This is a genomic window from Aeromonas sp. EU05-FHT14A05, from assembly GCF_058791175.1.
Genome location: NZ_JBYTDH010000005.1, coordinates 71,753 through 94,829, shown reverse-complemented (window position 1 = coordinate 94,829; position 23,077 = coordinate 71,753). Strand labels below are relative to the sequence as shown.

Sequence of the window (23,077 nt, the reverse complement as noted above, 5' to 3'; positions counted from 1 at the left end):
AGCCAAGCTTTAGGGCAAAACCTCAATGGGGAGCGGGGCGATCCATCAGTTTGAAGCTGGCGATGCGGGCCGTCAGATCCTGGGCCAGCTTATCCAGCTCGACACTGTTTTGTTGCAGGGTCTCCGAGTGCAGGCGGTGGGCCTCATAGACCTCCCGAATGGTCAGCACGTTGTGCTGGATATCGTCGGTCACATAACGTTGCTCCTCGGTGGCGGTCGCCACCTGGGCGGTCATGTCGTTCACCTTGCGCACCTCCTTGACGATATCGGTCAGCTCGCTGCCGGCCCGTTTGGCTTCGGTCACACTCAGCCCCGCCTGCTCGGTGCCCAGGTGCATGGCCGTCACCGCCTGACTGGCGCCCTGGCGCAGACGATCCAGCATACCCGCAATGTCATCCGCCGCCTGCTGGGTGCGCGAGGCCAGCGCCCTCACCTCCTCCGCCACCACGGCAAAACCGCGACCGGACTCGCCGGCGCGGGCCGCCTCGATGGCGGCGTTGAGGGCCAGCAGATTGGTTCTGTCCGAGATCTGCTTGATGAGGCTGAGCGCCTCGCCGACCGACTCCGTCTCCCGATGCAGGTTGTCCACCAGCTGCTGGGTATCGACCAGGGTGCCCGCCACCTGCTGGATGGCGTCTATGGTCTGATCTACCTCCCTGTCACCCTGATGGGCACGTCCGATGGCCTGCTGGGTCGCCTGCGAAGTCTGGGTGGCGTTGCGGGCAATCTCCGCCACCGTCGAGGCCATCTCGGTCGCGGCGGTGGCGACCAGATCCACCTGGCCAACCCCCTTGGCCACACCGGCGTTGACCTGTGCTATCACCTCTGCCGAGGCGGCGGCGCTGCGCGCCAGCACGTCGCAGGAGCGGCGCACCGCCAGCAACAGGCCTTCCAGATGTTCGAGGAAGCGGTTCAGATCCTGTGCCAATGCTCCCAGTTCATCACCGGACCGCCAGTTGACCCGCACCGTCAGGTCATTCTCCTGCACCAGCCGTTTGAAGGTCTGATGCAGCGCCATGAAGCCCAGATGCAGGTCGCGCACCACCCGCCAGCAGACGGCACTGGTCAGGGCCACGCACAAGAGTACGCCGAGGGCGGCCCACCAGAAGTCGCTGGCACTCCTGGCCCGCATCTGCTCAACCCGATCGTACAACTGTTGATAGAGGCGATCCTCGCTCTCCTTGAGCAGGCTTATCTTGTCGGTACTCAAGGCAAACCAGGCTTCGGCATCCACCCCAAAGCCACCGCTTGCCGCCTTCTCCAGCGCCAGTTTTTCGATGTCGGCCACCTTGGCCACCACGGGAGAGGCCAGACTGTCGGCCAGCAGCTGACGTTGTGAGGGGCTGGCTAACGCCTGGAAACGCTCGAGATAGGTATTCTGGGCGGCGAGGAGGGAGATGTACTGCTGCAACAGCGCCGGGGTGAAGCTGCCTCGCGCGAACACATTGCTCAGGGTCGCCCGCTCCAGCCCCATGCGTTCCTTGCTCTGCAAGAAGGCGGCGTAGGCACTGGTCTGCAGCGCTATGGTGGCATCCTGACTGCGAATGCTGACCTGATCCACCACCGCCAGCAACTGGGTGATGAGACGGGTGTAAAAGCCGACCTGCTCCGCCACCTCGACCCCCAGGGCACCAACCCGCTCACGCATGGCGGTGAGCCCGGGCAACTCCTGCTGCACCTCTGTCAATGCCAGCAAGGCAGGATCCTGATGAAAACGCACCAGCAGGGTGTCGACCACCTTGCGCTGGGCAGGCAGGGCATCACGGAACTTGTTGCCGCCAGAGCCGAGGAAGCCGGCCGACATGCCACGCTCCCTTTGCAGCTCATGGGCGAGCTGCGCCGCCTCCCGCACCACCCCGAGTGCAGCCTCTGCCTGACTCATCTCCTGCTCGGCCCGATAACGCTCATAGACGTATCGACCGGAAAAAAACAGCAGGGCCAACAGTGGCAGACAGACCACCAGCAACATCTTGTGCGCCAATCCCAGCTTCTTCATCGCCTCGCCCCTCCATGGTTGAAGTGGCCAATTATAAGCGCAACTGCTTTTAATAGAACCAGTTGGCCTGCGCATGGCGGCCCAGGAGGGACAAGGGCCGGCTTTTTTGCCATAATGCCGCCTCCTTTCACGCCGACCGAGATACCATGACCGACGCCGTTCACACCCTCAAGGGCCGTTTTCGTGGCTTTTACCCCGTCGTCATCGATGTTGAAACCGCCGGATTCAATGCCAAGACCGATGCCCTGCTGGAGATCGCCGCCTATACCCTCAAGATGGATGAGCAGGGCTGGCTCATGCCCGATCAGATCTTCCATTTTCATGTGGCGCCATTCGAAGGGGCCAATCTGGAGAAGGCCGCCCTGGAGTTCACCGGCATAGACCCCTTCAACCCACTGCGCGGCGCCGTGGACGAGAAGGAAGCGCTCACCGAGATCTTCAAGGGGGTGCGCAAGGGCATGAAGGAGAGCGACTGCGGCCGGGCCATCATAGTGGCCCACAACGCCACCTTCGATCACGGCTTCGTGATGGCCGCCGCCGAGCGTGCCGGTCTCAAGCGCAATCCGTTCCACCCCTTCGCCACCTTCGACACCGCGGCTCTCTCGGGCCTGGCCCTGGGGCAGACGGTGCTGGCCAAGGCCTGCCAGAGCGCGAACATCCCCTTTGACAACAAAGAGGCCCACTCCGCCCTCTATGACACCGAGCGCACCACAGAGCTGTTCTGTCATATCGTCAACCGCTGGAAGAGCCTGGGGGGTTGGCCCCTGGCCAATCCGGAGGAAGTGCCCGCCGATGACAACCCCGGCAGTGCCATTGGGGAATGAGAAAGAGGCTGCCTTGGCAGCCTCTTTCCATGAGGTCGGAGCCGCCGCCAGGCAGCTGGTTTGACCAGAACGGCACAAACAGGGTCATCCAGCACCGTTTTCAGCACGCCATCCCGACAGAACTGATTTAGCTCGGCTGGAATACCGTGAAGAGGCCATTTTGCCGTTTTTTTTCTCGACATTTGTCACGTTTTTCGCAAACTAGCTGACTTTCCCCCGACAGACAGCAACACAATCTATAAGGAAATCAAATGAATCCTGTTGTTATCGCGGTGGCGCTGATGCTGGTGCTCAGCCTGCTGCGGATCAATGTGGTGGTCTCTCTCGCCATCGGCGCCATCGTCGGCGGCCTGCTCGGCGGCCTCTCCCTCGAACAGACCCTCAGCACCTTCACCGGCGGACTGGGTGGCGGCGCCGAAATCGCCCTCTCCTACGCCATGCTGGGTGCCTTCGCGGTGGCCATCTCCCGCTCCGGGATCACCGACCTGCTGGCCCGCAAGGTGATCAGCCAACTCGGCAAGGATGCCAGTTCGTCCCGCATCCTCTGGGTCAAGAGCTTGCTGCTCACCTCGGTACTGGGGGTATCCATCTCCTCCCAGAACCTGATCCCGGTCCACATCGCCTTCATTCCCATCCTGATCCCGCCGCTGTTGCACGTCATGGCCCAGATGCAGATCGATCGCCGCCAGGTGGCCTGCGTCATCACCTTCGGCCTGACCGCGACCTACATGCTGCTGCCGGTGGGCTTTGGTGGCATCTTCCTCAACAACATCCTGGCCAAGAACCTGATCGACAACGGGGTGGCGGTCGAGTTCAGCCAGCTGCCGCTGGCGATGGCCATTCCGGTACTCGGCATGTTCGTCGGGCTGCTGGTGGCAGTCTTCTTCAGCTATCGCAAGCCGCGCCAGTATGATCTGGAGAAGATCCTGGCCGCCGAGCCGGAAACCGTCGAACTGAACCTCAACCACATCTGGGTCGCCCTGCTGGCCATCGCCGTGGCCCTGGGGCTGCAGCTGATGACCAACAGCATAGTGCTGGGGGCCCTCGCCGGTTTCATCATCTTCACCTGTGGTGGCGTCATCAAGTTTCGCGAGAGCCAGGACGCCTTCACCCAGGGCGTGCGCATGATGTCCCTCATCGGCTTCATCATGATCTCCGCCGCCGGCTTCGCCGCCGTGATGAAGGAGACCCACGGGGTGGAGAGCCTGGTGCAGTCCGTCTCCGGCATGATGGCTGGTCACAAGGGGCTGGCCGCCTTCCTGATGCTGCTGGTGGGCCTGCTCATCACCATGGGGATAGGCTCTTCCTTCTCCACCGTGCCCATCATCGCCACCATCTATGTGCCCCTGTGCATCCACCTCGGCTTCTCCCCCATGGCGACCATCGCCCTGGTGGGGACCGCGGGTGCGCTGGGGGATGCGGGCTCCCCCGCCTCCGACTCGACCCTGGGCCCCACCTCTGGCCTCAACGCCGATGGCCAGCACGACCACATCTGGGACAGCGTGGTGCCCACCTTCATTCACTACAACATCCCGCTCATTATCTTCGGCTGGATAGCCGCCATGGTGCTCTGACAAGGCGCCACGCAGGCAGACGAAAGGCGACCCCAGGGTCGCCTTTGTTGTCTCTGGCACTCGTCTCAGGAGGCCGGTTGCAGACTCCGCTTCCCGGCGAGGGCGGCCAAGCAGGCCGTCAGCGCCAGCGCGAGGCCCGCCCAGCCCACATCGACCCAGCCCCCCTGCTGCCAGGCCAGCATGGCCAGGCTTGAGCCGAGCGTCCCTCCCAGGAACATGCCCGTCATGAAGAGGGTATTGATCCGTCCCCTCGCCTCGGCTCTCAGGCCATAGATGAGCTGCTGATGGGCGACGAGCGCACTCTGTACCCCCAGATCCAGCAAGATGACCCCGAGCGACAGCCCGACCAGGGAGAGCCATGTCTCGAACAGTATCCAGGCCAGCACCGCCAGCAGGGCACCCACCAGCACCACTGGCCTTGCTCCCAGACTGTCGGCCATCCGTCCCGCCAGCGGGGCAGCCACCACACCCGCCACGCCGATCACCCCGAACAGACCGGCGACCTCGGCACCGAGCCCATAGGCGGGATCGGCGAGATAGAAGGCCAGCACAGTCCAGAAGGCACTGAAGGAGGCAAACAGCAAGGCCTGGGTCAAGGTGGCGCGGCGCAAGGCGGGCTCTTCGCGCCACAACCCGATGAGAGAGGCCAGCAGGCGAGGATAGCTCAGGGTGGAGCGGGGCAATCCCTGCGGGATCATCCTGGCCATCAGCAGCCCCCCCAGCAGGGCCAGTGGCACCCCGCACCAGAACATGGCCCGCCAGCTGCCATAGGCGGTGACCAGGCCTGCCAGAGTACGGCTGAGCAGGATACCGCCGAGCAAGCCGCTCATCACGCTGCCGACCACGGCTCCCCGCCTGGCGGGATCGGCCAGGGTGGCCGCCACCGGCACTATCTGCTGGGCCGCCGTGGCGCCTATCCCGAGCAGGACGGAGGCCAGCATCAACATGGTCGCCCCCGTGGCCATGGCCGCCATCGTGGAGGCCAGCGCAATCAGCACAAACTGCCCCAGAATGAGCCAGCGGCGCTCGACCACATCCCCGAGCGGCACCAGCAACAACAGGCCGGCCGCATAACCGAGCTGGGTCAGCATGGCGATCAGGGGAATGGCGGATTGGCCGGGAAAATCCTGTGCCATCACCGCCAGCATGGGCTGGTTGTAATAGATGTTGGCGACCGCCAGACCGCAGGAGAGGGCCATGGCAAAGACAAGGGCGGGGCTTGGGGTGCGGCTCGCCATGGCGACCCGGTCGGTGGAGACTGATGAACTCATGATGCCATCCTCATAGATGAATGAACCCCGTGCAGGCACGGGCTGGATGAGCACAGACTACCCATGGACACGGGGCGGCACTAGCAGGCGCCCCGCCATAACACCTATTCCACCCCGGCATGCTCCGGCCCCTGCCCCACGCCGGGCAGCCCGGCCACGAAGGTCAGGAAGGCGCGCGCCTTGGCGCTGAGTTCGCGACCTGCCGGCAGCAGGGTCCAGAGCTCCAGCGTCGGCAATTGCCACTCCGGCAGCGCCACCACCACCTCCCCCCGGGCAAGCTCGGGGGCGAACATCCACTCGGAGGCAATGCCGAGCCCGAGCCCCGCCAGCACGGCGGCCCGCATCCCCTCGGCGGCCGAGACCGTCAGCCGTCCCCGCCCTCGCACCGCAATCCGCTCGTCTCCCCGGCAAAACAGCCACTGCTGCCCCATGCCGGGCTTGGGGCTGTAGAGCACCAGATCGTGATCCTGCAACCCCTGGGGGGAGGCGGGCATGCCCCTGGCCGCGAAGTAGGCCGGAGTGCCCAGCACCCGCATCTCGCAGCGGGAGAGACGGCGGGCCACCAGCGCCGAATCCGCCTGCTCCCCGAGCCGCAAGGCGACATCGATGCCGGCCGAGATGAGATCGACGTTGCCATCATCCAGCAGGATCTCGAGATCCAGCCCAGGGTGATCCCCGAGAAAATCCGACAGGTGCGGGATGATGTGCAGGCGGGCGAAGGTGACGGGGGCGCTCACCCGCAGGCGACCGCTCAGGCCGGCCCGGCACTGCTGCACCATGGCGTCGGCCTCGTTGACCTGCGCCAATATCTCCCTGGCGCGCCGATAATAGGCCTCCCCCGCCTCGGTGGGGGCCAGGCCACGGGTCGAGCGCAGCAGCAGGCGGCAGCCAAGACGCTCCTCCAGCTGGGCAATCAGCTTGGAGACTGTGGGTTGACCCAGTCCCAGCCGACGCCCCACCGCCGAGAAGGAGCCGGTCTCCACCGCCAGCACGAAGACCTCCATCACCCCCAATCGATCCATCCGTCTCTCCCCTGCCCGTCACTGCCGGCGGCGTCTCACCTTGCGCCGTCGGCATCCAGTGGCACAAGGTAACATCCCGCCTCCTCGGCCGCCCCCCTGTCCGACATGGCCCAGGGCTGGCCCCTTGCCATCCTGTCCGTTGTCTGGCGCGATCCGTTTGCCCGAACTCTTGTCCAAACGAGGCGCACAAAAAAAGGCCGCTCATGGAGCGGCCTTTCATCAATCAGATCTGGACTCAGCTGTCGCGGCGCTTGTTGCCACCGAACTTGCGATCCTTGTTGAAGCCACCTTCACGGCGCTCCCCGCTCTTGTTGAACGGACGGTCACCGCTGGGGCGGCGATCCTTGTTGAAGGGACGATCGCTGCGGGGCGGACGGGGGGCAGTGTTGCTGCCGGCCGGCACCTCGGTGTAGCGGGTGATCTGCAGCGGACGCTGGCAGACACGGGCCTTCTTGATCACTTCCAGCACGTCGGCTGTCATGCCTTTCGGCAGATCGACGGTGGAGAAGTCATCGGCGATGTCGATGTTGCCGATGAAACGGCTCTCGATGTTCGCTTCGTTGGCGATGGCGCCCACGATCTGGCCCGGCTTGACGCCGTGATGGGCACCCACGTCTACGCGGTAACGCTCCATCTCCACGTCAGGATTGTCTTTGAGCGGACGCGGCTCCAGGGACGGCATGCGACGGGCAGGACGATCGCCACGGTCACCGAAATCACGGGGAGCGCGATCACCGAAGTCACGGCGCTCGAACTCACGGCCAGCACGATCGCTTGCCGGTTCAGGGATGGAGTCATCCAGCAGCAGCGGTTGGTCACCCTGTACCAGCTTGGCCAGGGCGGCAGCCAGCTCCAGCGGATCGGCAGAATCTTCTTCGATCAGCTCGTTCACCAGGTTCACGTAGATCTCAAGCTCTTCGCCCATCATGGTTTCCCGGATGCGCTCCTTGAACTTGGTCATGCGGTGCTGGTTGATGTCCTCGGTGCTCGGCATCTTCATCGGCTCGATGGCCTGACGAGTGGCGTGCTCGATGGCGCGCAGCATGCGGCGCTCGCGGGGAGCCACGAACAGGATGGCCTCGCCCTTGCGACCGGCACGGCCGGTACGGCCGATACGGTGAACGTAGGATTCGGTGTCGTACGGAATGTCGTAGTTCACCACGTGGGTGATGCGCTCGACGTCCAGACCACGGGCGACCACGTCGGTGGCGATCAGGATGTCCAGCTGGCCTTGACGCAGCTTGTCGACGGTACGCTCACGCAGCTTCTGCGGGATGTCACCGTGCAGGGCTTCACAGGCGTGACCACGGGCGGCCAGTTTGCTGGCCAGCTCTTCGGCGGCGTTCTTGGTGCGCACGAAGACCAGTACGGCTTCGTACGGTTCGACTTCCAGCAGACGGGTCATGGCGTCCAGCTTGTGCAGACCGGTTACCTGCCAGTAGCGCTGGCGGATGGTCGGTGCAGTGGACGTCTTGGTGATGATCTTGATCTCTTTGGGTTGCTTCAGGTGCTTCTGGGCAACACGACGGATCTGGTCCGGCATGGTGGCAGAGAACAGGGCAACCTGACGGGTGGCCGGGCACTGTTCCATGATCCAGTCCACGTCGTCGATGAAGCCCATACGCAGCATTTCATCGGCTTCGTCCAGTACCAGGGCTTTCAGGCCGGAGAGGTCCAGGTTCTTGCGACGGATCAGATCCATCACGCGACCAGGGGTACCGACGACCACCTGGGCACCACGGCGCAGGGCGCGGGTCTGGGTTTCGTAAGAGGAGCCACCGTAGATGGGCAGGACATGGAAGTCAGGCATGTGCTTGGCGTAACGTTGGCACGCCTCGGCAACTTGCAGCGCCAGCTCACGGGTCGGTGCCAGCACCAAAATCTGAGTGTTACGGTTACCAGCTTCCAGACGAGACAACAGAGGCAAGGCAAAAGCAGCGGTCTTCCCTGTACCGGTTTGCGCCTGCCCCAGCAGATCGTGTCCCGCCATCAGGTGGGGAATTGCTGCGGCCTGGATCGGTGACGGGCGCTCATAGCCCACGTCCTGCAGCGCTTTCAATACAGGCGCGGCCAGTCCAAGCTCACTAAAAAGGGGCAGTTGTTCGGTATCAGACATAGATTCTTCCAGATTAAGGCAGGCGGCTAACACCGCGGAATAGCAAAAAGGCGGCGATTATAGCGCCACTTTGTTCTGCTGTCTTGAAAAATGTGATAAGGCTCTCAAGACGTTGGCAATTATAGAGGGATCTCGCGACTATGGCTTGCTTATTTTGCACCCATGGTGCGTTATTGCAGATCACTCCTCGCCGGAGTCCTTGTCCCGCTTGTGTTTGAGCACCGCCATGGTCAGTCTGCTGGTGCACAATAAACGCTCACGTTCGTCCCGAATTTCAATCTGCCACACCTGGGTCGTGGCCCCCAGATGCAGTGGCGAGCACCGCCCCGTCACCACCCCCTCCCGCTTGGCCCTCAGGTGGTTGGCATTGACCTCCAGCCCCACGCAGTAACTGTCAGGCCCGACCGCCATGTTGGCCGCCAGTGACCCCAGCGTCTCCGCCAGCACCACGGAGGCGCCGCCGTGCAGCATGCCGAGCGGCTGATGGGTGCGGTGATCCACCGGCATGCTGGCCTCGAGCCAGTCGGGCCCAAAGGCGGTATAGAGGATGCCAAGGTGGGCCATCAGGGTGTTGCGGGAGCTGGCATTGAGCCCTTCAAGGCTCATGGGTTTGCGCCAGATGGGGGCGTTCTCTTGACTCATGGCGAGCAGACTCCTTATGTGATCAATGAGTTGGGCACGATCAGTGCCGGCAAAAAAGACGAAGAAAAAAGATGCCCCGAACCGGGGCATCTTGACAAGTGCCTTGCGTCACCAGGGGTAGGTCACCCCGGGCCATTCGGCCCAGGGCAGCTCACGCCCCGGCAGGCGCGGGTGATGCCAGTGCCACACCTTGCCCAGCCAGGCACGCAGCTCGGCCTCCAGCACGGCGTCATCGAGAGGAGCCTCGGCCACCTTCCAGAAGAAGAGCTCCACCTCCACCTCAGGCAGCACCGAGGGGTAGAGGTAGACCCCGCCCCAGAACTCGGGCTCCCGCACCGGGCTCCAGAGGCCATAGGCGAAGGAGCGCTTGGCGAGAAACTCCGAGCGCTGCCACTCCAGATCGGCCTCGTGCTGGCTCAGGCTGAACTGGGCCGAGGGCCAGACGTCATCGGGGCGAAACAGCTGATGGAGCTGCTCCCGCTCGCGCAGCATGGCGACGAACTCCACCACGGCCTGGCTCGGGCTGGCAGGCAGCAGTAGAAAGCTCGGGTGCCGATAGGCTTGCGGCACCCGAAACCGCTTGGGGAAGCGCAGCATCAGAGCAGTTCCAGCAGCGCCTGCAGCGGATGCTTGAGTTTCTCCCCCTCCATCCGCTTGACCTGGCTGCGGCACGAATAGCCGGTGGCCAGGCAGCGATCCTTGGGCAGGCGTGCCAGGGGCTCAGCCCAGCTTAAGGAGTAGATCCCCTTGGAGTTGTCTACCTGCTTGGCGTCGTGGCCATAGGTGCCCGCCATGCCGCAGCAACCCACCGACACCGGCTGCAACTTGGCGCCGAAGCGGCCAAACAGGGTACCCCAGTCGCCGTGGGTCGAGGGCTTTGCTGTCTTCTCGGTGCAGTGGGCAAACAGATACCAGGGCTCGGCCTCTCCCGGCTCTTTCGCTGCGGCCCTGACTTGCGGGGCCGGAAGAGAGAGCAGCCACTCCTGGGGCAGCAGCACCTGGAAGTCGCCGCGGGCGGGGCCGAGCGCCTTCACGTACTCGTCGCGATAGCAGAGCACCAGGGAGGGATCCACTCCCACCATGGGGATGCCCAGCGCCGCCATCTTGTTGAGGAACTGGGCGCCGCTGGCGGCGGTGCGGGCGAAGGCGCGCAGGAAGCCCTTCACGTGCTGGGGCTTGCCGTTGGGCTTGAACGGCAGCAGGTAGGGCTGATAGCCCAGCTTGCTGGCGAGCCTCACCAGGTCGCGCACCACGGGGGCGTCGTAATAGCTGGTGAAGGGATCCTGCACGATGAGCACCACTTTTTGGCGCTGCTCGGGGCTCATGGCCTCGAGGCCCGGCAGATCGAAATAGCGGGCCTTGTGATCGCGCAGCTCCTCGGCCAGGGTGGGCACGCTCAGAAGCGGCACATCCACCATGCCGATGCTCTTCTCGGTCGCCTTCTGGGCCCACTCTTTCTCCAGGAAGAAGTTGACCAGCTTGGGGGCCTTGGCAAGCAGGGGCGCGTAAGCTTCGACGGTTCCGACGAAGTAATCCTTGGGGCCGCGCAGGTAGCGGCTGTGGTAGAGCTGCATGAAGCGGGCACGGAAGCTCGGCACGTCCACCTTGATGGGGCACTGGCTGGTGCACGCCTTGCAGGCCAGGCACCCCTCCATCGCCTCCATCACCTCGTGGGAGAAGTCGTACTGGCCGCGGGCGCGGGCCAGGGTGTTGCGAAACTTGTCGACGATGGCCTTGAAGCGCAGACCACCGCTTTGCAGCGCAACTTCTTCGGCCAGGGGATCGAAGCCCTGCTCCGCCAGCTGGCGCAGCCATTCGCGCATCAGCCCGGCCCGCCCCTTGGGGGAGTGGCGGCGATCGCGGCTTATCTTGACCGAGGGGCACATGGGGGAGTCGGTCTCGAAGGTGAAGCAGAGGCCGTTGCCGTTGCAATCCATGGCGCGGGTGTAGCTTTCGCGCACCGCAATGGGGATCTGGCGGTCAAACTTGCCGCGCTTGGGCCCGTCCACCGACACCAGTTCGGCGCCGCTGCCATAAGGGATGCAGATCTTGCCCGGGTTGATGCGGTTGGCCGGATCGAAGGCCCCCTTGACCCGCTGCAGCTCCTCCCACAGCTCGCCGAAGAAGGCGGGGCTGTATTCGGAGCGGAAACCCTTGCCATGCTCCCCCCACATCAGGCCGCCATATTTGGCGGTGAGGGCCACCACCTGATCCGAGATGCGCCGCAGCAGCACCTCCTGCTCGGGGTCGCACAAATCCAGCGCCGGGCGCACGTGCAGCACCCCCGCATCCACATGGCCAAACATGCCGTAGTCGAGGCCGTGGCCGTCCAGCAAGGCGCGAAACTCCATGATGAAGTCCGCGAGTGACTCAGGCGGCACGGCGGTGTCTTCGGTAAAGGCCACCGGCTTCTTGCGCCCCTCGGCGTTGCCGAGCAGCCCCACCGACTTCTTGCGCATGCCGTAGATGGTCTCGATGCTCGGCAGGTGGTCACACACCTGATAGCCGATGATCCCCGCCTCCCCCCTGGCCAGCAGGCCGTCGATGCGCCGGCACAGCTCGGCCACCTTGGCCTCGTGCTCGGTTTCGTCGGTGTCCGCAAACTCGACGATGTTGAGCCCCTGCAGGTCCTTGCCGGGCACGTCCTGGATGAGGTCCTTCACCGAGTGCCAGATGATGTCGGCGCGGGCCAGCCCCAGCACCCGGGAGTCCACGGTTTCCACCGACAGGGCGTGGGCCTGCACCATAAAGGGGGCATTGCGCAGGGCCGACGGGAAGCTGTCGTACTTGACGTTGACCAGGGTGCGGTAGCGCGGGATGGGGGTGATGTTGAGGCGAGCCTCGGTGATGAAGCCCAGCGACCCCTCGGAGCCGCACAGCACCCGGCTCACGTCCAGGGTGTCGCTCTCCGGCTGATAAAGGTGCTTGAGATCGTAACCAGTCAAAAAGCGGTTGAGCTTGGGGAAGGTGGCTTCGATGTCGGCGCGTCTCTCCTTGCCGATACGATAGAGGGTGCGGTAGATCTCCCCCTCGCGGCTCTCGAGGGCCAGCTTGTCTGCCAGCCGCTGGCCGTTCACCGGCTCGGTCGCCATGATGTCGCCGTTCTCCAGCACGGCCTTGAGTCCCAGCACGTGATCCGAGGTCTTGCCGTACACCAGGGACCCCTGCCCCGAGGCATCGGTGTTGACCATGCCACCCAGGGTGGCGCGGTTGGAGGTGGAGAGATCCGGCGAGAAGAAGTAGCCGTGGGGTTTGAGGTAGGCGTTGAGCTGATCCTTCACCACCCCGGCCTGGGCGCGCACCCAGCCCTGCTCCAGATTAATTTCCAGGATCTGGTTCATATGGCGCGAGAGATCGACGATAATGCCGCCGCCCAGGGACTGGCCATTGGTGCCGGTACCGCCGCCGCGAGGGAAGAAACTCAAGGTGGTGTACTCCGGCCCCTGAGCCAACTTGAGCATTACCGCTATATCATCCGCACTGCGCGGATAGAGAACCGCCTGAGGTACTACCTGATAGACGCTGTTATCCGTCGCCATCGCCAACCGGCTTGCATAAGACTTTTCGATATCACCACGAAATGCTGATCGCGCCAGCAACTCAAGAAACTGCAGGGTTGTAGGTGACAAACTGTCCTGGTAATCGAGTCTCGGGATCATGAATCCTTGTTCCCATCCTTTGCTTGATGCCGGCATTCCGGCGACAACGACCGTTCGGGGCTGCCTCTTCGCGGGCGCCCGAACCAGTCCGCTCACATGTGAGCGGGCAGTATATCAGCTAGAAAACCGCTTGCGCGTTCAATCTTCACCATTTGAAAGGAGGACTTTTATGGCTCATTACAGCCATGTTATCAGTACGCTGGTTCGCACCGAGAAACAGGCCCTGACCCTGTCACTGTTCGGCTGCATCAGCTTCGCCATCTTCGGGATCGGCTACGGCCTCTTCGTCGGTTCCAACGCCATCATGCTCGATGGCATCTTCACCCTGTTCAGCATGGGCATGACGGGCCTCGGACTCATCACCGCCTACCTGGTGACCCGCCCCTCGGATGCGCGCTTCCAGTATGGCTACGCCCACTTCGAACCCATCACCAACGTCATCAACGGCACCATCATACTGCTGCTCTGCCTCGGCGCCCTCCATAGCGGCATCACCTCCCTGCTCGAAGGGGGACGGGAGATAGACCTTGGTCACGCCCTCATCTACGCCGCCGTCTGCACCTTCTTCTGCGCCATCATCTACCGGATCGAGGCGGGCGTCGCCGAGCGGATCGACTCCGAACTGGTACGGGTCGACTCCAAGGAGTGGCTGGTCGACACCCTGCTCAGCACCACCCTGCTCATCGGCTTCGTGGTCGCCATCGGCCTCGACGCCCTCGGCTACGGCCAGTACAACCGCTACATAGACCCGGTGCTGGTCACCCTGCTCGCCCTGTGCGCCACCCTGATCCCCATCAAGGTGCTCGGCCGCAACCTGCGGGAAGTGTTGAAAATCGCCCCCAAGGGGGATGTCTCCCAGCTGGTGGCCAGCGAAGTCGAGGCCCTGCGCCTGCGCCATGGCATCGAGTGCTACAGCCATCTGGCCAAGAGCGGCCGCCGCTTCGATCTGGAATTGAACATATTGGTGGCCCCGGATCAGGAGTGGCCCATAGAGCGCCAGGATGCCCTGCGCCAGGAGCTCTGGTCCCGCCTCGGCGATACCCTGGGGGATGCCTGGCTCTCGGTCTGCTTCACCCGCGAGAAACGCTGGCTCTGATCCGGCGCTTGCCATCCTGATGCAACGCGGGGCCCCGCCGCCCCGCGTGACAAGGGCCCCAGGCAAGGCCCCGGCAACCCGCCTGCCACCTCCCCCTGCATCACTCTTGCTGTCACTCTCGCCGCCCCTCTCCTGCCCGTAATTTCTCTGCTTTTTTTAATCTTTAAACCATTGACAGGGAAAACCGTTTGCCGAGTCCCTTGAATCAATAACCATTTTCAACGGCACAAAAAGTTACGAAAATTTCGTTGCTAAAATTAAGTCGGCCAGCTATTTGTTTTCGCCAAGGACAAACGGCAGACTGCGCGCCGAAATACAGTGATGTAGTTATCCACCGGACAATAAAAACAAATACACTTATTCCACTTTGTTAAACAGTTAAGGTAAGTCCCATGAAAAAGGTGTTGATCACAGTATTTGCATTGACCATGGCGGGCACCGCCAGTGCTGCCCTTCCCCAGCTTAATTACGAGTGCCCGGGTCAGATCCAGATGCACAGCGATGAGGGGGGCCCCGTCTATATCAATGGCAAGGAGGCCAAGCTCAAGAAGTTCAGCGATGACTTCTATGAGGCCAAGGGCTCGGGGGTCACCCTCTCCATCAGCAACACCGGGGGCCAGTACGATGTCTCCTACAACAGCAAGCAAGGCTCGGGCGTCTGCCACCCGGCAGCCACGTCAGCAGCGCCTGCGGCCTCGGCAAGTCCTGCCAGCCCGGCGGAGAAAGCCTGTCTGAAGGCGGTCTCAGAGAAGACGAACGTGCCCCAGGCCCAGCTTCAGGTGACTGACGTCATGGACTCCGAAGCCGGGGTCGGCGTCACCATCAAGGTGCCGGGTGCCGATGCCCCCTGGTCCTGCCTCAGTGACAAGAAGGGCCATGTTCAGGGCGCTGCCTACACGGGCCAGTGACGGGGTCCATTGTGCTCGACATCCGATCCCCATGACATGAGGGGATTGACCGACAGGGAGGCAATGCCTCCCTGTCTTCATGTTCAACGCCTTATATTGAAGCGCCAACACGCCTCTCTTCAGATTCACATTTTTTATATTGAGGCGTCAGCCTCCCTTCAAATACCCCCCTGTCATCGACACCATAAACAGCCGCGGGCCGACCGCTTTCTTATATAACCAAATGAGCTGACACTTATTAAAACAAGCACCAAATAATAGGCGCCTGAAATAGGTTGTTACACATTGTCCAGTCGCGGATATATACAGCCCCTGCGTCTTGTGCCTTTTTCCTCCATATGGCGAGCGGCTTTCCATGGACCGACCCGGCAGCGCAGGCGCCCCGTGCCCGGTAGTCGCTCATCTCTATGTGATGTGCGCCCGGCGCTTGCCAAATCGGTGATAGCCGTTATCATCAGGGCTCACTTTTGACCCGAGGTTTTATTGCCCATCATGGACAATCCCCGAAGTAGCCCTTCGTTTTTCCCCATCAAAACCTATCTGTACCTGCTCAACCAACGCCTCTGAAAACAGCCTTGCCCTGTCACGGCCCCTTGCCGTGATCGACATCCACTGCATCTGTTTTTATTGAGGTCATCCTAATGGAATTCTTGCTGGACCCGTCTATCTGGGTCGGTCTGTTCACCCTGATCATCCTCGAGATAGTGCTCGGGATCGACAACCTGGTCTTCATCGCCATCCTGGTGAAGAAGCTGCCCCCCGCCCAGCGGGACAAGGCCCGGCTCATCGGCCTCTCACTGGCCCTGATCATGCGCCTCGCCCTGCTGAGCGTGATGTCCTGGCTCGTGACGCTCACGACCCCCATACTGCACATCTGGGATCACCCCTTCTCGGGGCGGGATCTCATCCTGATGGGGGGCGGCCTCTTCCTGCTGTTCAAGGCCACCTCAGAGCTGCATGAGCGGCTGGAGGCCAAGCCGGAGGAGCAGGGCCCGGCCGGTGTCTATGCCGGATTCGGGGTGGTGATCGCCCAGATCCTGGTGCTGGATGCCGTCTTCTCCCTGGACTCCATCATCACTGCGGTCGGCATGGTGGAACACCTGGGCGTCATGATGGCGGCCGTGACCATCGCCATGGTGGTGATGGTGATCGCCTCCAAACCCCTGACCCGCTTCGTCAACGCCCATCCCACCGTGGTAGTGCTCTGCCTGAGCTTCCTGCTGATGATAGGCTTCAGCCTGGTGGCGGAGGGCTTCGGCTTCCACATTCCCAAGGGCTATCTCTATGCCGCCATCGGCTTCTCTGTGCTCATCGAGTTTTTCAACCAGCTCGCCCAGCGCAGTGCCCAGCGCCACGAATCCAGGCAGCCCCTGCGCGAGCGCACCACGGCCGCCATCTTCAAACTGATGGGGGGCAGCCGGGCCAACCAGCACCCGCAGCAGGATGAGGAAGAGGAGCTGGAGGCCCCCCGCCCCATCAGCTTCGGAGAAGAAGAGCGCTACATGGTGACCGGGGTGCTGTCGCTCGCCGAGCGCTCCATCCGCACCATCATGACCCCCCGTGCCGAGATGGAGTGGATCGACGTCAATGACTCCCCGGACGAGATCCGAACCCTGCTGCAGCGGGCCCCCCACAGCCTGTTCCCGGTCTGCGACGGGGAGCTGGACGAGATCATCGGGGTGGTGAAGGCGCGGGATCTGCTGTTTGCCCTCAACGAGGGGCAGTCCCTGGCCGAGCTCGCCAGGCAGAATGACCCCATCATAGTGCCCCAGACCATCAACGTGATCCGGCTGCTGGCGGAGCTGCGCCAGGCCAGGGGCAGCCTCATTCTGGTGGCGGACGAGTTCGGCATCATCCAGGGGCTGGTCACCAACCACGATCTGCTGGAGGCCATCGTCGGCGAGCTGCCGGACGAGGATGAGACCCCGGACATCGTCCAGGAGGGGGAGAGCTGGCTCATCAACGGCAGTACCAACATCCACCAGATAGAGCAGACCCTAGGCCATGACGGTCTGGTGAGCGAGAGCGATGAGTACGTGACGCTGGCGGGCATGCTGCTCTCCCACTTCGGCAGCCTGCCCACCAGCGGCCAGCAACTGCGCCTCGGCCAGCTCTGCTTCGAGGTGCTGGCGGTGAGCGAGCGCCGGATAGAGCGGGTGCGGGTCACCCCGATAGGCGCCAGCGCCGCCTGATCTGCCGCGACACTGAAAGAGGGCCAACAGGCCCTCTTTTTCATGGTTTCAGGCCCATTGCTGTGCCAATGGCAATTCTCTTCTGCAATTACCCCTCTTTTTCACAATGACAATCCCCTCTAGAGTATCCTCCATCTCAACACGAGGAATTCACCATGCACCACGATCCCCTGTTCTGCCCCCTTCGCCTCGGCCAGTTGCACCTCTCCAACCGCATCGTCATGCCGCCCATGACCCGCTCCCGCGCCAGCCAGCCCGGTGACGTGGCCAACGCCATGATGGCTACCTATTATGCCCAGCGCGCGGGCGCCGGCCTCATCATCGGCGAGGGCACCCAGATAGATCCCCTGGGCAAGGGCTATGCCTGGACCCCGGGGATCCACAGCGCCGAGCAGGTGGCCGGCTGGAAGCAGGTGACCGATGCGGTGCACGCCAGGGGGGGCATCATGTTTGCCCAGCTCTGGCACGTGGGTCGGGTCACCCACCCGGACAACATAGGCGGCGCCCAGCCCATCTCCTCGTCCGCCATCAAGGCCGAAGGGGTGAAAGTGTTTGTCGACAACGGCAGCGATGCTCCCGGCTTTGTGGAGACGGTCACTCCCAGCGCCATGACCCAGGCCGACATCGACGCCGTGGTGGGTCAGTTCCGCCAGGCCGCCCGCAATGCCATGGAGGCTGGCTTTGACGGCATCGAGCTGCACGCCGCCAACGGCTACCTCATCAACCAGTTCCTCGACTCCGAGTCCAACGCCCGCACCGACAACTACGGCGGATCCCTGGAGAACCGGCTGCGTTTCCTCAAAGAGGTGACCGAGGCGGTCAGTGACGAGATCGGGGCCGATCGGGTTGGGGTGCGCCTCGCGCCACTCACCACCCTCAACGGCACAGTGGATGCGAACCCGCAGGAGACCTATCTGGCTGCCGCGAAGCTGCTGGGGGAAATAGGCATCGTCTACCTGCATATCGCCGAGGCGGACTGGGACGATGCCCCCCTGATGGCGGAGGGCTTCAAGCAGGGGCTGCGGGACGCCTTCCCCAACACCCTCATCTATGCGGGAAAATATGACGGCGAGCGGGCCAGAGCCGCGCTGCAGGCGGGCTGGGCCGACCTGATTGGCTTCGGTCGCCCCTTCGTGGCGAACCCCGACTTGCCGAACCGGCTGCGCCACGGCTATCCCTTTGCGCCCCACGATCCCGCCACCCTGTTTGGCGGCGGCGAGCAGGGGCTCATCGACTACCCCGTCTATCAGGCCGAGACAGCGTCACAGCCTGCCTGAGACTGGCAACCAGCCTGGCCTCGGTGCCACGCGCCCGCCCTTATCGGCGGGCGCGTTGTTGTTGAACATCCGGCGCTAGTAGAGAGCCACCCCGTGGCAGGCACCATAGCCCCTGATCTCCTGGGTCAGCCTCACCTTGTCGGCAAGGCTCAGCCAGCTCGCCTCCACCCCATTGAGGGAGAGACGGCAGAGCTGCTCCCGCGTGGCGCCGAGCCCGTCGGCCAGGGCCTGGAAGTTGGCCCCCATGTAGCCGCCAAAATAGGCGGGATCGTCGGAGTTGATGGTGACGCAGAGCCCCTGCTCCAGCAGGGTCAGCACGTTGTGATCCGCCATGGTGTCAAACACCCTGAGCCGTACGTTGGAGAGGGGGCAGACGGTGAGCGGCAGCCGGGTATCGGCCAGGAAGCGCACCAGCTCGGGATCCTCGGCGCAGTGCACCCCGTGATCGATGCGTCTGACCTGCAGCTCCTGGATGGTCTGCCAGATGTAGGCCGCCGGTCCCTCCTCCCCCGCATGGGCCACCACAGGCAGTCCCAGCTCCCTCGCCCGGGCGAAGACACGGGCAAACTTGCCTGGCGGATTGCCGAGCTCGCTCGAATCGAGGCCGACCCCGTGCAGCCGGGCCAGATAAGGCTCGGCCTCGCGCAGGGTGGCGAAGGCATCCTCTTCGCTCAGGTGGCGCAAGAAGCTCATGATGAGTCGCCAGCTGATGCCAAGCTGCCGCTCCCCCTGCTGCAATGCCCGCTCTATGCCGCCGAGCACCGTCTCGAAGGGAATGCCGCGGGCACTGTGGGTCTGGGGATCGAAGAAGATCTCCACGTGCACCACCTTGTCGGCGGCGCAGCGTTCCAGATAGGCCCAGGTGAGGTCGAAGAAGTCCTGCTCGGTGACCAGCACGCTGGCCCCCAGGTAGTAGAGATCGAGAAAGGATTGCAGGCAGTCGAACTCATAGGCGGCCCGCAGGCTCTCGACGTCGGGCCAGGGCAGGGTCACCCCGTTGCGCTGGCCAAGGGCAAACAGCAGTTCGGGCTCCAGGGTGCCCTCGATATGCAGGTGCAACTCCAGCTTGGGCAAGCCGGCAATAAAGTTCTCCATGATGACGGCTCCATCGTCAGCGCCTGATGGTTAAGGCAAGTCCAGGCGCCAGCGGCGCCCTCCCTCTGCAGTCATTGTGCACCCATCTGGCGCGCCGGGGGAGACTTGTCATCAAAGCGCCTTATAATGGCGGCACAAAAAAGCCATAAGTGATTGAAGACATTCGAGGTTGGCAACCACCTCCCCCTACAAGGAGTTTCCATGAAGAAAAGCGTCATCTGTGATATCGACGGCGTCATCCTGCACAACAACGATCTGGTGCCCGGCGCCGACCGTTTCGTCCATCGCCTGCTGGAGCAGGGCAGCAAGCTCTTGTTCCTCACCAACTACCCGGCCCAGACCCAGAAAGATCTGCAAAACCGCTTCCGCTCCGCCGGGATCGAGGTGCCGGAGGAGTGCTTCTATACCTCCGCCATGGGCACCGCCGACTTTCTCAAGCGCCAGGATGGCAAGAAGGCCTATGTGATTGGCGAAGGGGCCCTGACCCACGAGCTCTACAAGGCCGGCTTCACCATCACCGACATCGACCCCGACTTCGTGGTGGTGGGGGAGACCCGCAACTACAACTGGACCATGATGCAGCTGGGGGCCAAATTCGTGGATCAGGGGGCCCGCTTCATCGCCACCAACCCCGACACCCATGGCCCCATGATGCACCCGGCCTGTGGCGCCCTCTGCGCCCCCATCGAGCGGATGACCGGCAAGAAGCCCTTCTACGTCGGCAAGCCGAGCGCCTGGATCATTCGCGCGGCCCTGAACCGGATGGAGGCCCACTCCGACGACACCATCATCATCGGCGACAACCTGCGCACCGACATACTGGCGGGCTTCCAGGCTGGCCTCGAGACGGTGCTGGTGCTCTCCGGGGTGAGCAAGGTGGCGGACATCGACCGCATGCCGTTCAGACCGAATCACATCTTCGACTCCGTGGTGGACATCGATATCGTCTGATCCCCTTCCTTGGCCCCCTTGGCAAGGTGGCGCACATCGTTTAACGTAAGCGCAACATTGTTAAACAAACTAAACGGGAGCAGGACGCTCCCCTCGCCACCCCAAGGACGCACCATGAAGAGCCTGAACGACTGGATCCTGCTGGACCAGCACCCCGTCTCCCCCACCCCGCTGATGCCCGCCCCCGAGCGGATCCGGGCCGGCAACCCGAGCCAGACCCTCTGGAACCACTATTCGGACCCCAGCCAGCAGTTTCACGTGGGCTTCTGGGCCTGCGAGCCGGGGCGCTGGGCCGTGCGCTACACAGAGCACGAATACTGCCAGTTGCTGGAGGGCGAGGCGCGGATCCACGACGGCCAGGGGGGCGAGCTGCACCTCAAGCCGGGGGATCAGTTCGTCATCCCGGCGGGCTTCGTCGGCGAGTGGGAGACCCTGGTGGCCTGCCGCAAGCTCTATGTGATCTTCGAACCCGCCGCGACCTGACGCGCACGTCAAGCAAGCCCCTCGTTGTCGACACCATTCTCACCCGCCGACTTGACGTTGGCGGCATGATTTTGTGCGGTTTTCCCGCTTGCAAAAGGTTTTTGCGCTAGGCATTGTGATTGGCGAGGAATGTAAATGGAATTTCGAGCCCGAACGTGGGGGGCTCATATAAAAATCAAGAGGATTACCGCCAATGTGTTCTATTTTCGGCATTCTGGACATCAAGACCGACTCCGCCACCTTGCGCAAATCGGCCCTGGAGATGTCCAAGCGACTGCGTCACCGCGGGCCTGACTGGTCTGGCGTCTACAGCTCCGACAAGGCCATCCTGGTGCACGAGCGCCTGGCCATCGTCGATCCGGGCAATGGCGCCCAGCCGCTCTACAACCCCGAGCGCACTCACGTATTGGCCGTCAACGGCGAGATCTACAACCACAAGGAACTCGAGAAGCACCTCAAGGTCGACTTCAAGTTCCAGACCCACTCCGACTGCGAGGTGCTGCTCGCCCTCTACAAGGAGAAGGGCCCCGCCTTCCTGGACGATCTCAACGGCATCTTCGCCTTCATCCTCTATGACGCCGAGCAGGATGCCTACCTGATTGGCCGCGACCACATGGGGATCATCCCCCTCTATACCGGCCGCGACGAGCACGGCAACTTCTATGTCGCCTCCGAGATGAAGGCCCTGGTGCCGGTGTGCAAGAGCGTCGAGACCTTCCCGCCCGGACATTACCTCTGGAGCAAGGATGGCGAGCTCAAGCAGTGGTACAAGCGCGACTGGATGGAGTACGGCGCGGTCGAGCACAATGTCAGCGACAAGGCCGAGCTGAAAGCCGCCCTGGAAGCGGCGGTCAAGCGCCAGCTGATGTGTGACGTGCCCTACGGCGTGCTGCTCTCCGGCGGTCTGGACTCCTCCGTCATCTCCGCCATCACCAAGCTCTATGCCGCCCGCCGGGTAGAGGACGATGGCAAGAGCGAAGCCTGGTGGCCCCAGCTGCACTCCTTCGCCGTCGGCCTGGAAGGCTCGCCTGACCTTGCCGCCGCCCGCAAGGTGGCCGATCACCTCGGCACCATACACCACCAGATCCACTTCACCGTGCAGGAAGGGCTGGATGCCCTGCGGGACGTCATCTATCACCTCGAGACCTATGACGTCACCACCATACGCGCCTCCACCCCCATGTACCTGATGGCCCGCTACATCAAGGCGATGGGGATCAAGATGGTGCTCTCGGGGGAAGGCTCCGACGAACTGTTCGGCGGCTACCTCTACTTCCACAAGGCCCCCAACGCCCGCGAGTTCCACGAGGAGAACGTGCGCAAGCTCGCCTCCCTGCATCTGTATGACTGCCTGCGGGCCAACAAATCCATGGCCGCCTGGGGCGTGGAGGGCCGCGTGCCCTTCCTCGACAAGGAGTTCATGGACGTGGCTATGCGCCTGCAGCCCGCCGACAAGATGTGCGGCAACGGCAAGATCGAGAAGCACATACTGCGGGAAGCCTTCGAGGAGCTGCTGCCCCACGAGGTGGCATGGCGTCAGAAGGAGCAGTTCTCCGACGGCGTGGGCTACTCCTGGATTGACAGCCTCAAAGCCATGGTCGAGACCGAAGTGACGGATCAGATGTTCGAGGCGGCCGCATTCCGCTTCCCCATCAACACCCCGCTCACCAAGGAGGCCTACTTCTACCGCGCCATCTTCGACGAGCACTTCCCGCTGGAGTCCGCCGCCCGCACCGTGCCCTACGGCAAGTCGGTCGCCTGCTCCACCCCGACCGCATTGGAGTGGGATGCCAAGTTCAAGGAGATGGCCGACCCCTCAGGCCGCGCCGTGATGGACGTCCACCAGCAGAGCTACTGATCCGTTGACGGACAGCCTGTAGGCCTAGCTGCCAGCATCAGAAAAGCCCCTCACGAGGGGCTTTTTTTCTAAACATCTGGTGTTAGCCATAAATAAATCAGGATTTATGCCAA

The 23,077-nt window shown here is 63.1% G+C and carries 17 protein-coding genes; 9 read left to right on the top strand and 8 right to left on the bottom strand.

Annotated features, from left to right (window positions below):
* Positions 1-22: 22 nt before the first annotated feature.
* Entirely contained in the window at positions 23-1,996 is a 1,974-nt protein-coding gene (locus tag AC3WR3_RS09190; protein WP_492291706.1) for a methyl-accepting chemotaxis protein, read from the bottom strand.
* A gap of 146 nt (positions 1,997-2,142) precedes the next feature.
* On the opposite strand from AC3WR3_RS09190, the gene rnt reads away from it, so the two are divergent.
* Together rnt and AC3WR3_RS09180 are read left to right on the top strand one after the other, a co-directional pair.
* Complete coding sequence (rnt, locus tag AC3WR3_RS09185; RefSeq protein WP_162519318.1) at positions 2,143-2,820, top strand: ribonuclease T; 678 nt, start codon at positions 2,143-2,145, stop codon at positions 2,818-2,820.
* A gap of 251 nt (positions 2,821-3,071) precedes the next feature.
* Positions 3,072-4,394, top strand: coding sequence for a Na+/H+ antiporter family protein (locus tag AC3WR3_RS09180; protein ID WP_319916064.1), 1,323 nt, complete (start codon positions 3,072-3,074; stop codon positions 4,392-4,394).
* Positions 4,395-4,459: 65 nt separating this feature from the next.
* Here AC3WR3_RS09180 and AC3WR3_RS09175 read toward each other — a convergent pair whose 3' ends face one another.
* From AC3WR3_RS09175 to ydiJ, 6 genes are all read right to left on the bottom strand, one after another.
* A complete protein-coding gene (locus tag AC3WR3_RS09175) occupies positions 4,460-5,665 on the bottom strand; it encodes an MFS transporter (protein WP_492291705.1) in 1,206 nt (401 codons plus the stop codon).
* A gap of 104 nt (positions 5,666-5,769) precedes the next feature.
* On the bottom strand, positions 5,770-6,687 hold the full coding sequence (locus AC3WR3_RS09170) for a LysR family transcriptional regulator (protein WP_492291704.1): 918 nt from the start codon (positions 6,685-6,687) through the stop codon (positions 5,770-5,772).
* Between the two features lie 235 nt (positions 6,688-6,922).
* Positions 6,923-8,803 (bottom strand): DEAD/DEAH box helicase, encoded by a 1,881-nt coding sequence (locus tag AC3WR3_RS09165; protein WP_162519317.1) that lies wholly within the window; start codon positions 8,801-8,803, stop codon positions 6,923-6,925.
* A 180-nt stretch (positions 8,804-8,983) separates the two neighbouring features.
* Positions 8,984-9,445, bottom strand: a complete 462-nt coding sequence (locus tag AC3WR3_RS09160; RefSeq protein ID WP_307764814.1) for a hotdog fold thioesterase — start codon at positions 9,443-9,445, stop codon at positions 8,984-8,986.
* A gap of 108 nt (positions 9,446-9,553) precedes the next feature.
* Complete coding sequence (locus AC3WR3_RS09155) at positions 9,554-10,042, bottom strand: hypothetical protein (protein ID WP_492291703.1); 489 nt, start codon at positions 10,040-10,042, stop codon at positions 9,554-9,556.
* Entirely contained in the window at positions 10,042-13,104 is a 3,063-nt protein-coding gene (gene ydiJ, locus AC3WR3_RS09150) for a D-2-hydroxyglutarate dehydrogenase YdiJ (RefSeq protein WP_492291702.1), read from the bottom strand. Before ydiJ ends, AC3WR3_RS09155 begins: the two co-directional genes overlap by 1 nt.
* Before the next feature lie 169 nt (positions 13,105-13,273).
* Here ydiJ and AC3WR3_RS09145 point away from each other — a divergent pair, with 169 nt between their 5' ends.
* The 4 genes from AC3WR3_RS09145 to AC3WR3_RS09130 all read left to right on the top strand — a co-directional run bounded on the left by AC3WR3_RS09145 (position 13,274) and on the right by AC3WR3_RS09130 (position 18,577).
* Positions 13,274-14,200 carry a cation diffusion facilitator family transporter gene (locus AC3WR3_RS09145; RefSeq protein ID WP_492291701.1) on the top strand — a complete coding sequence of 309 codons (927 nt, stop codon included), beginning with the start codon at positions 13,274-13,276 and terminating at the stop codon, positions 14,198-14,200.
* 392 nt (positions 14,201-14,592) lie between these two features.
* Complete coding sequence (locus AC3WR3_RS09140) at positions 14,593-15,108, top strand: hypothetical protein (RefSeq protein WP_139439465.1); 516 nt, start codon at positions 14,593-14,595, stop codon at positions 15,106-15,108.
* A gap of 641 nt (positions 15,109-15,749) precedes the next feature.
* Positions 15,750-17,300, top strand: coding sequence for a TerC family protein (locus tag AC3WR3_RS09135; protein WP_492291700.1), 1,551 nt, complete (start codon positions 15,750-15,752; stop codon positions 17,298-17,300).
* Positions 17,301-17,455: 155 nt separating this feature from the next.
* On the top strand, positions 17,456-18,577 hold the full coding sequence (locus AC3WR3_RS09130) for an alkene reductase (protein WP_492291699.1): 1,122 nt from the start codon (positions 17,456-17,458) through the stop codon (positions 18,575-18,577).
* Positions 18,578-18,652: 75 nt separating this feature from the next.
* Here the strand turns inward: AC3WR3_RS09130 and AC3WR3_RS09125 are convergent, their stop codons facing one another.
* Complete coding sequence (locus AC3WR3_RS09125; protein ID WP_492291698.1) at positions 18,653-19,672, bottom strand: adenosine deaminase; 1,020 nt, start codon at positions 19,670-19,672, stop codon at positions 18,653-18,655.
* 201 nt (positions 19,673-19,873) lie between these two features.
* Between AC3WR3_RS09125 and AC3WR3_RS09120 the strand changes: the two genes are divergently transcribed.
* The 3 genes from AC3WR3_RS09120 (at position 19,874) to asnB (ending at position 22,964) form a co-directional block, all read left to right on the top strand.
* Positions 19,874-20,623: an HAD-IIA family hydrolase gene (locus tag AC3WR3_RS09120; RefSeq protein ID WP_005302324.1), complete on the top strand. Its 750-nt coding sequence runs from the start codon at positions 19,874-19,876 to the stop codon at positions 20,621-20,623.
* A 114-nt stretch (positions 20,624-20,737) separates the two neighbouring features.
* The gene (locus AC3WR3_RS09115) at positions 20,738-21,106 is read left to right on the top strand and encodes a cupin domain-containing protein (protein WP_429107626.1); all 369 of its coding nucleotides are present in this window, start codon (positions 20,738-20,740) and stop codon (positions 21,104-21,106) included.
* A gap of 193 nt (positions 21,107-21,299) precedes the next feature.
* Entirely contained in the window at positions 21,300-22,964 is a 1,665-nt protein-coding gene (asnB, locus tag AC3WR3_RS09110; RefSeq protein ID WP_429160023.1) for an asparagine synthase B, read from the top strand.
* Positions 22,965-23,077 lie beyond the last annotated feature (113 nt).

Excerpts from the sequence above, each read along its gene's own strand:
- AC3WR3_RS09190 (WP_492291706.1), bottom strand. The coding sequence starts at position 1,996 with ATGAAGAAGCTGGGATTGGCGCACAAGATGTTGCTGGTGGTCTGTCTG.
- rnt (WP_162519318.1), top strand. The coding sequence starts at position 2,143 with ATGACCGACGCCGTTCACACCCTCAAGGGCCGTTTTCGTGGCTTTTAC.
- AC3WR3_RS09180 (WP_319916064.1), top strand. The coding sequence starts at position 3,072 with ATGAATCCTGTTGTTATCGCGGTGGCGCTGATGCTGGTGCTCAGCCTG.
- AC3WR3_RS09175 (WP_492291705.1), bottom strand. The coding sequence starts at position 5,665 with ATGAGTTCATCAGTCTCCACCGACCGGGTCGCCATGGCGAGCCGCACC.
- AC3WR3_RS09170 (WP_492291704.1), bottom strand. The coding sequence starts at position 6,687 with ATGGATCGATTGGGGGTGATGGAGGTCTTCGTGCTGGCGGTGGAGACC.
- AC3WR3_RS09165 (WP_162519317.1), bottom strand. The coding sequence starts at position 8,803 with ATGTCTGATACCGAACAACTGCCCCTTTTTAGTGAGCTTGGACTGGCC.
- AC3WR3_RS09160 (WP_307764814.1), bottom strand. The coding sequence starts at position 9,445 with ATGAGTCAAGAGAACGCCCCCATCTGGCGCAAACCCATGAGCCTTGAA.
- AC3WR3_RS09155 (WP_492291703.1), bottom strand. The coding sequence starts at position 10,042 with ATGCTGCGCTTCCCCAAGCGGTTTCGGGTGCCGCAAGCCTATCGGCAC.
- ydiJ (WP_492291702.1), bottom strand. The coding sequence starts at position 13,104 with ATGATCCCGAGACTCGATTACCAGGACAGTTTGTCACCTACAACCCTG.
- AC3WR3_RS09145 (WP_492291701.1), top strand. The coding sequence starts at position 13,274 with ATGGCTCATTACAGCCATGTTATCAGTACGCTGGTTCGCACCGAGAAA.
- AC3WR3_RS09140 (WP_139439465.1), top strand. The coding sequence starts at position 14,593 with ATGAAAAAGGTGTTGATCACAGTATTTGCATTGACCATGGCGGGCACC.
- AC3WR3_RS09135 (WP_492291700.1), top strand. The coding sequence starts at position 15,750 with ATGGAATTCTTGCTGGACCCGTCTATCTGGGTCGGTCTGTTCACCCTG.
- AC3WR3_RS09130 (WP_492291699.1), top strand. The coding sequence starts at position 17,456 with ATGCACCACGATCCCCTGTTCTGCCCCCTTCGCCTCGGCCAGTTGCAC.
- AC3WR3_RS09125 (WP_492291698.1), bottom strand. The coding sequence starts at position 19,672 with ATGGAGAACTTTATTGCCGGCTTGCCCAAGCTGGAGTTGCACCTGCAT.
- AC3WR3_RS09120 (WP_005302324.1), top strand. The coding sequence starts at position 19,874 with ATGAAGAAAAGCGTCATCTGTGATATCGACGGCGTCATCCTGCACAAC.
- AC3WR3_RS09115 (WP_429107626.1), top strand. The coding sequence starts at position 20,738 with ATGAAGAGCCTGAACGACTGGATCCTGCTGGACCAGCACCCCGTCTCC.
- asnB (WP_429160023.1), top strand. The coding sequence starts at position 21,300 with ATGTGTTCTATTTTCGGCATTCTGGACATCAAGACCGACTCCGCCACC.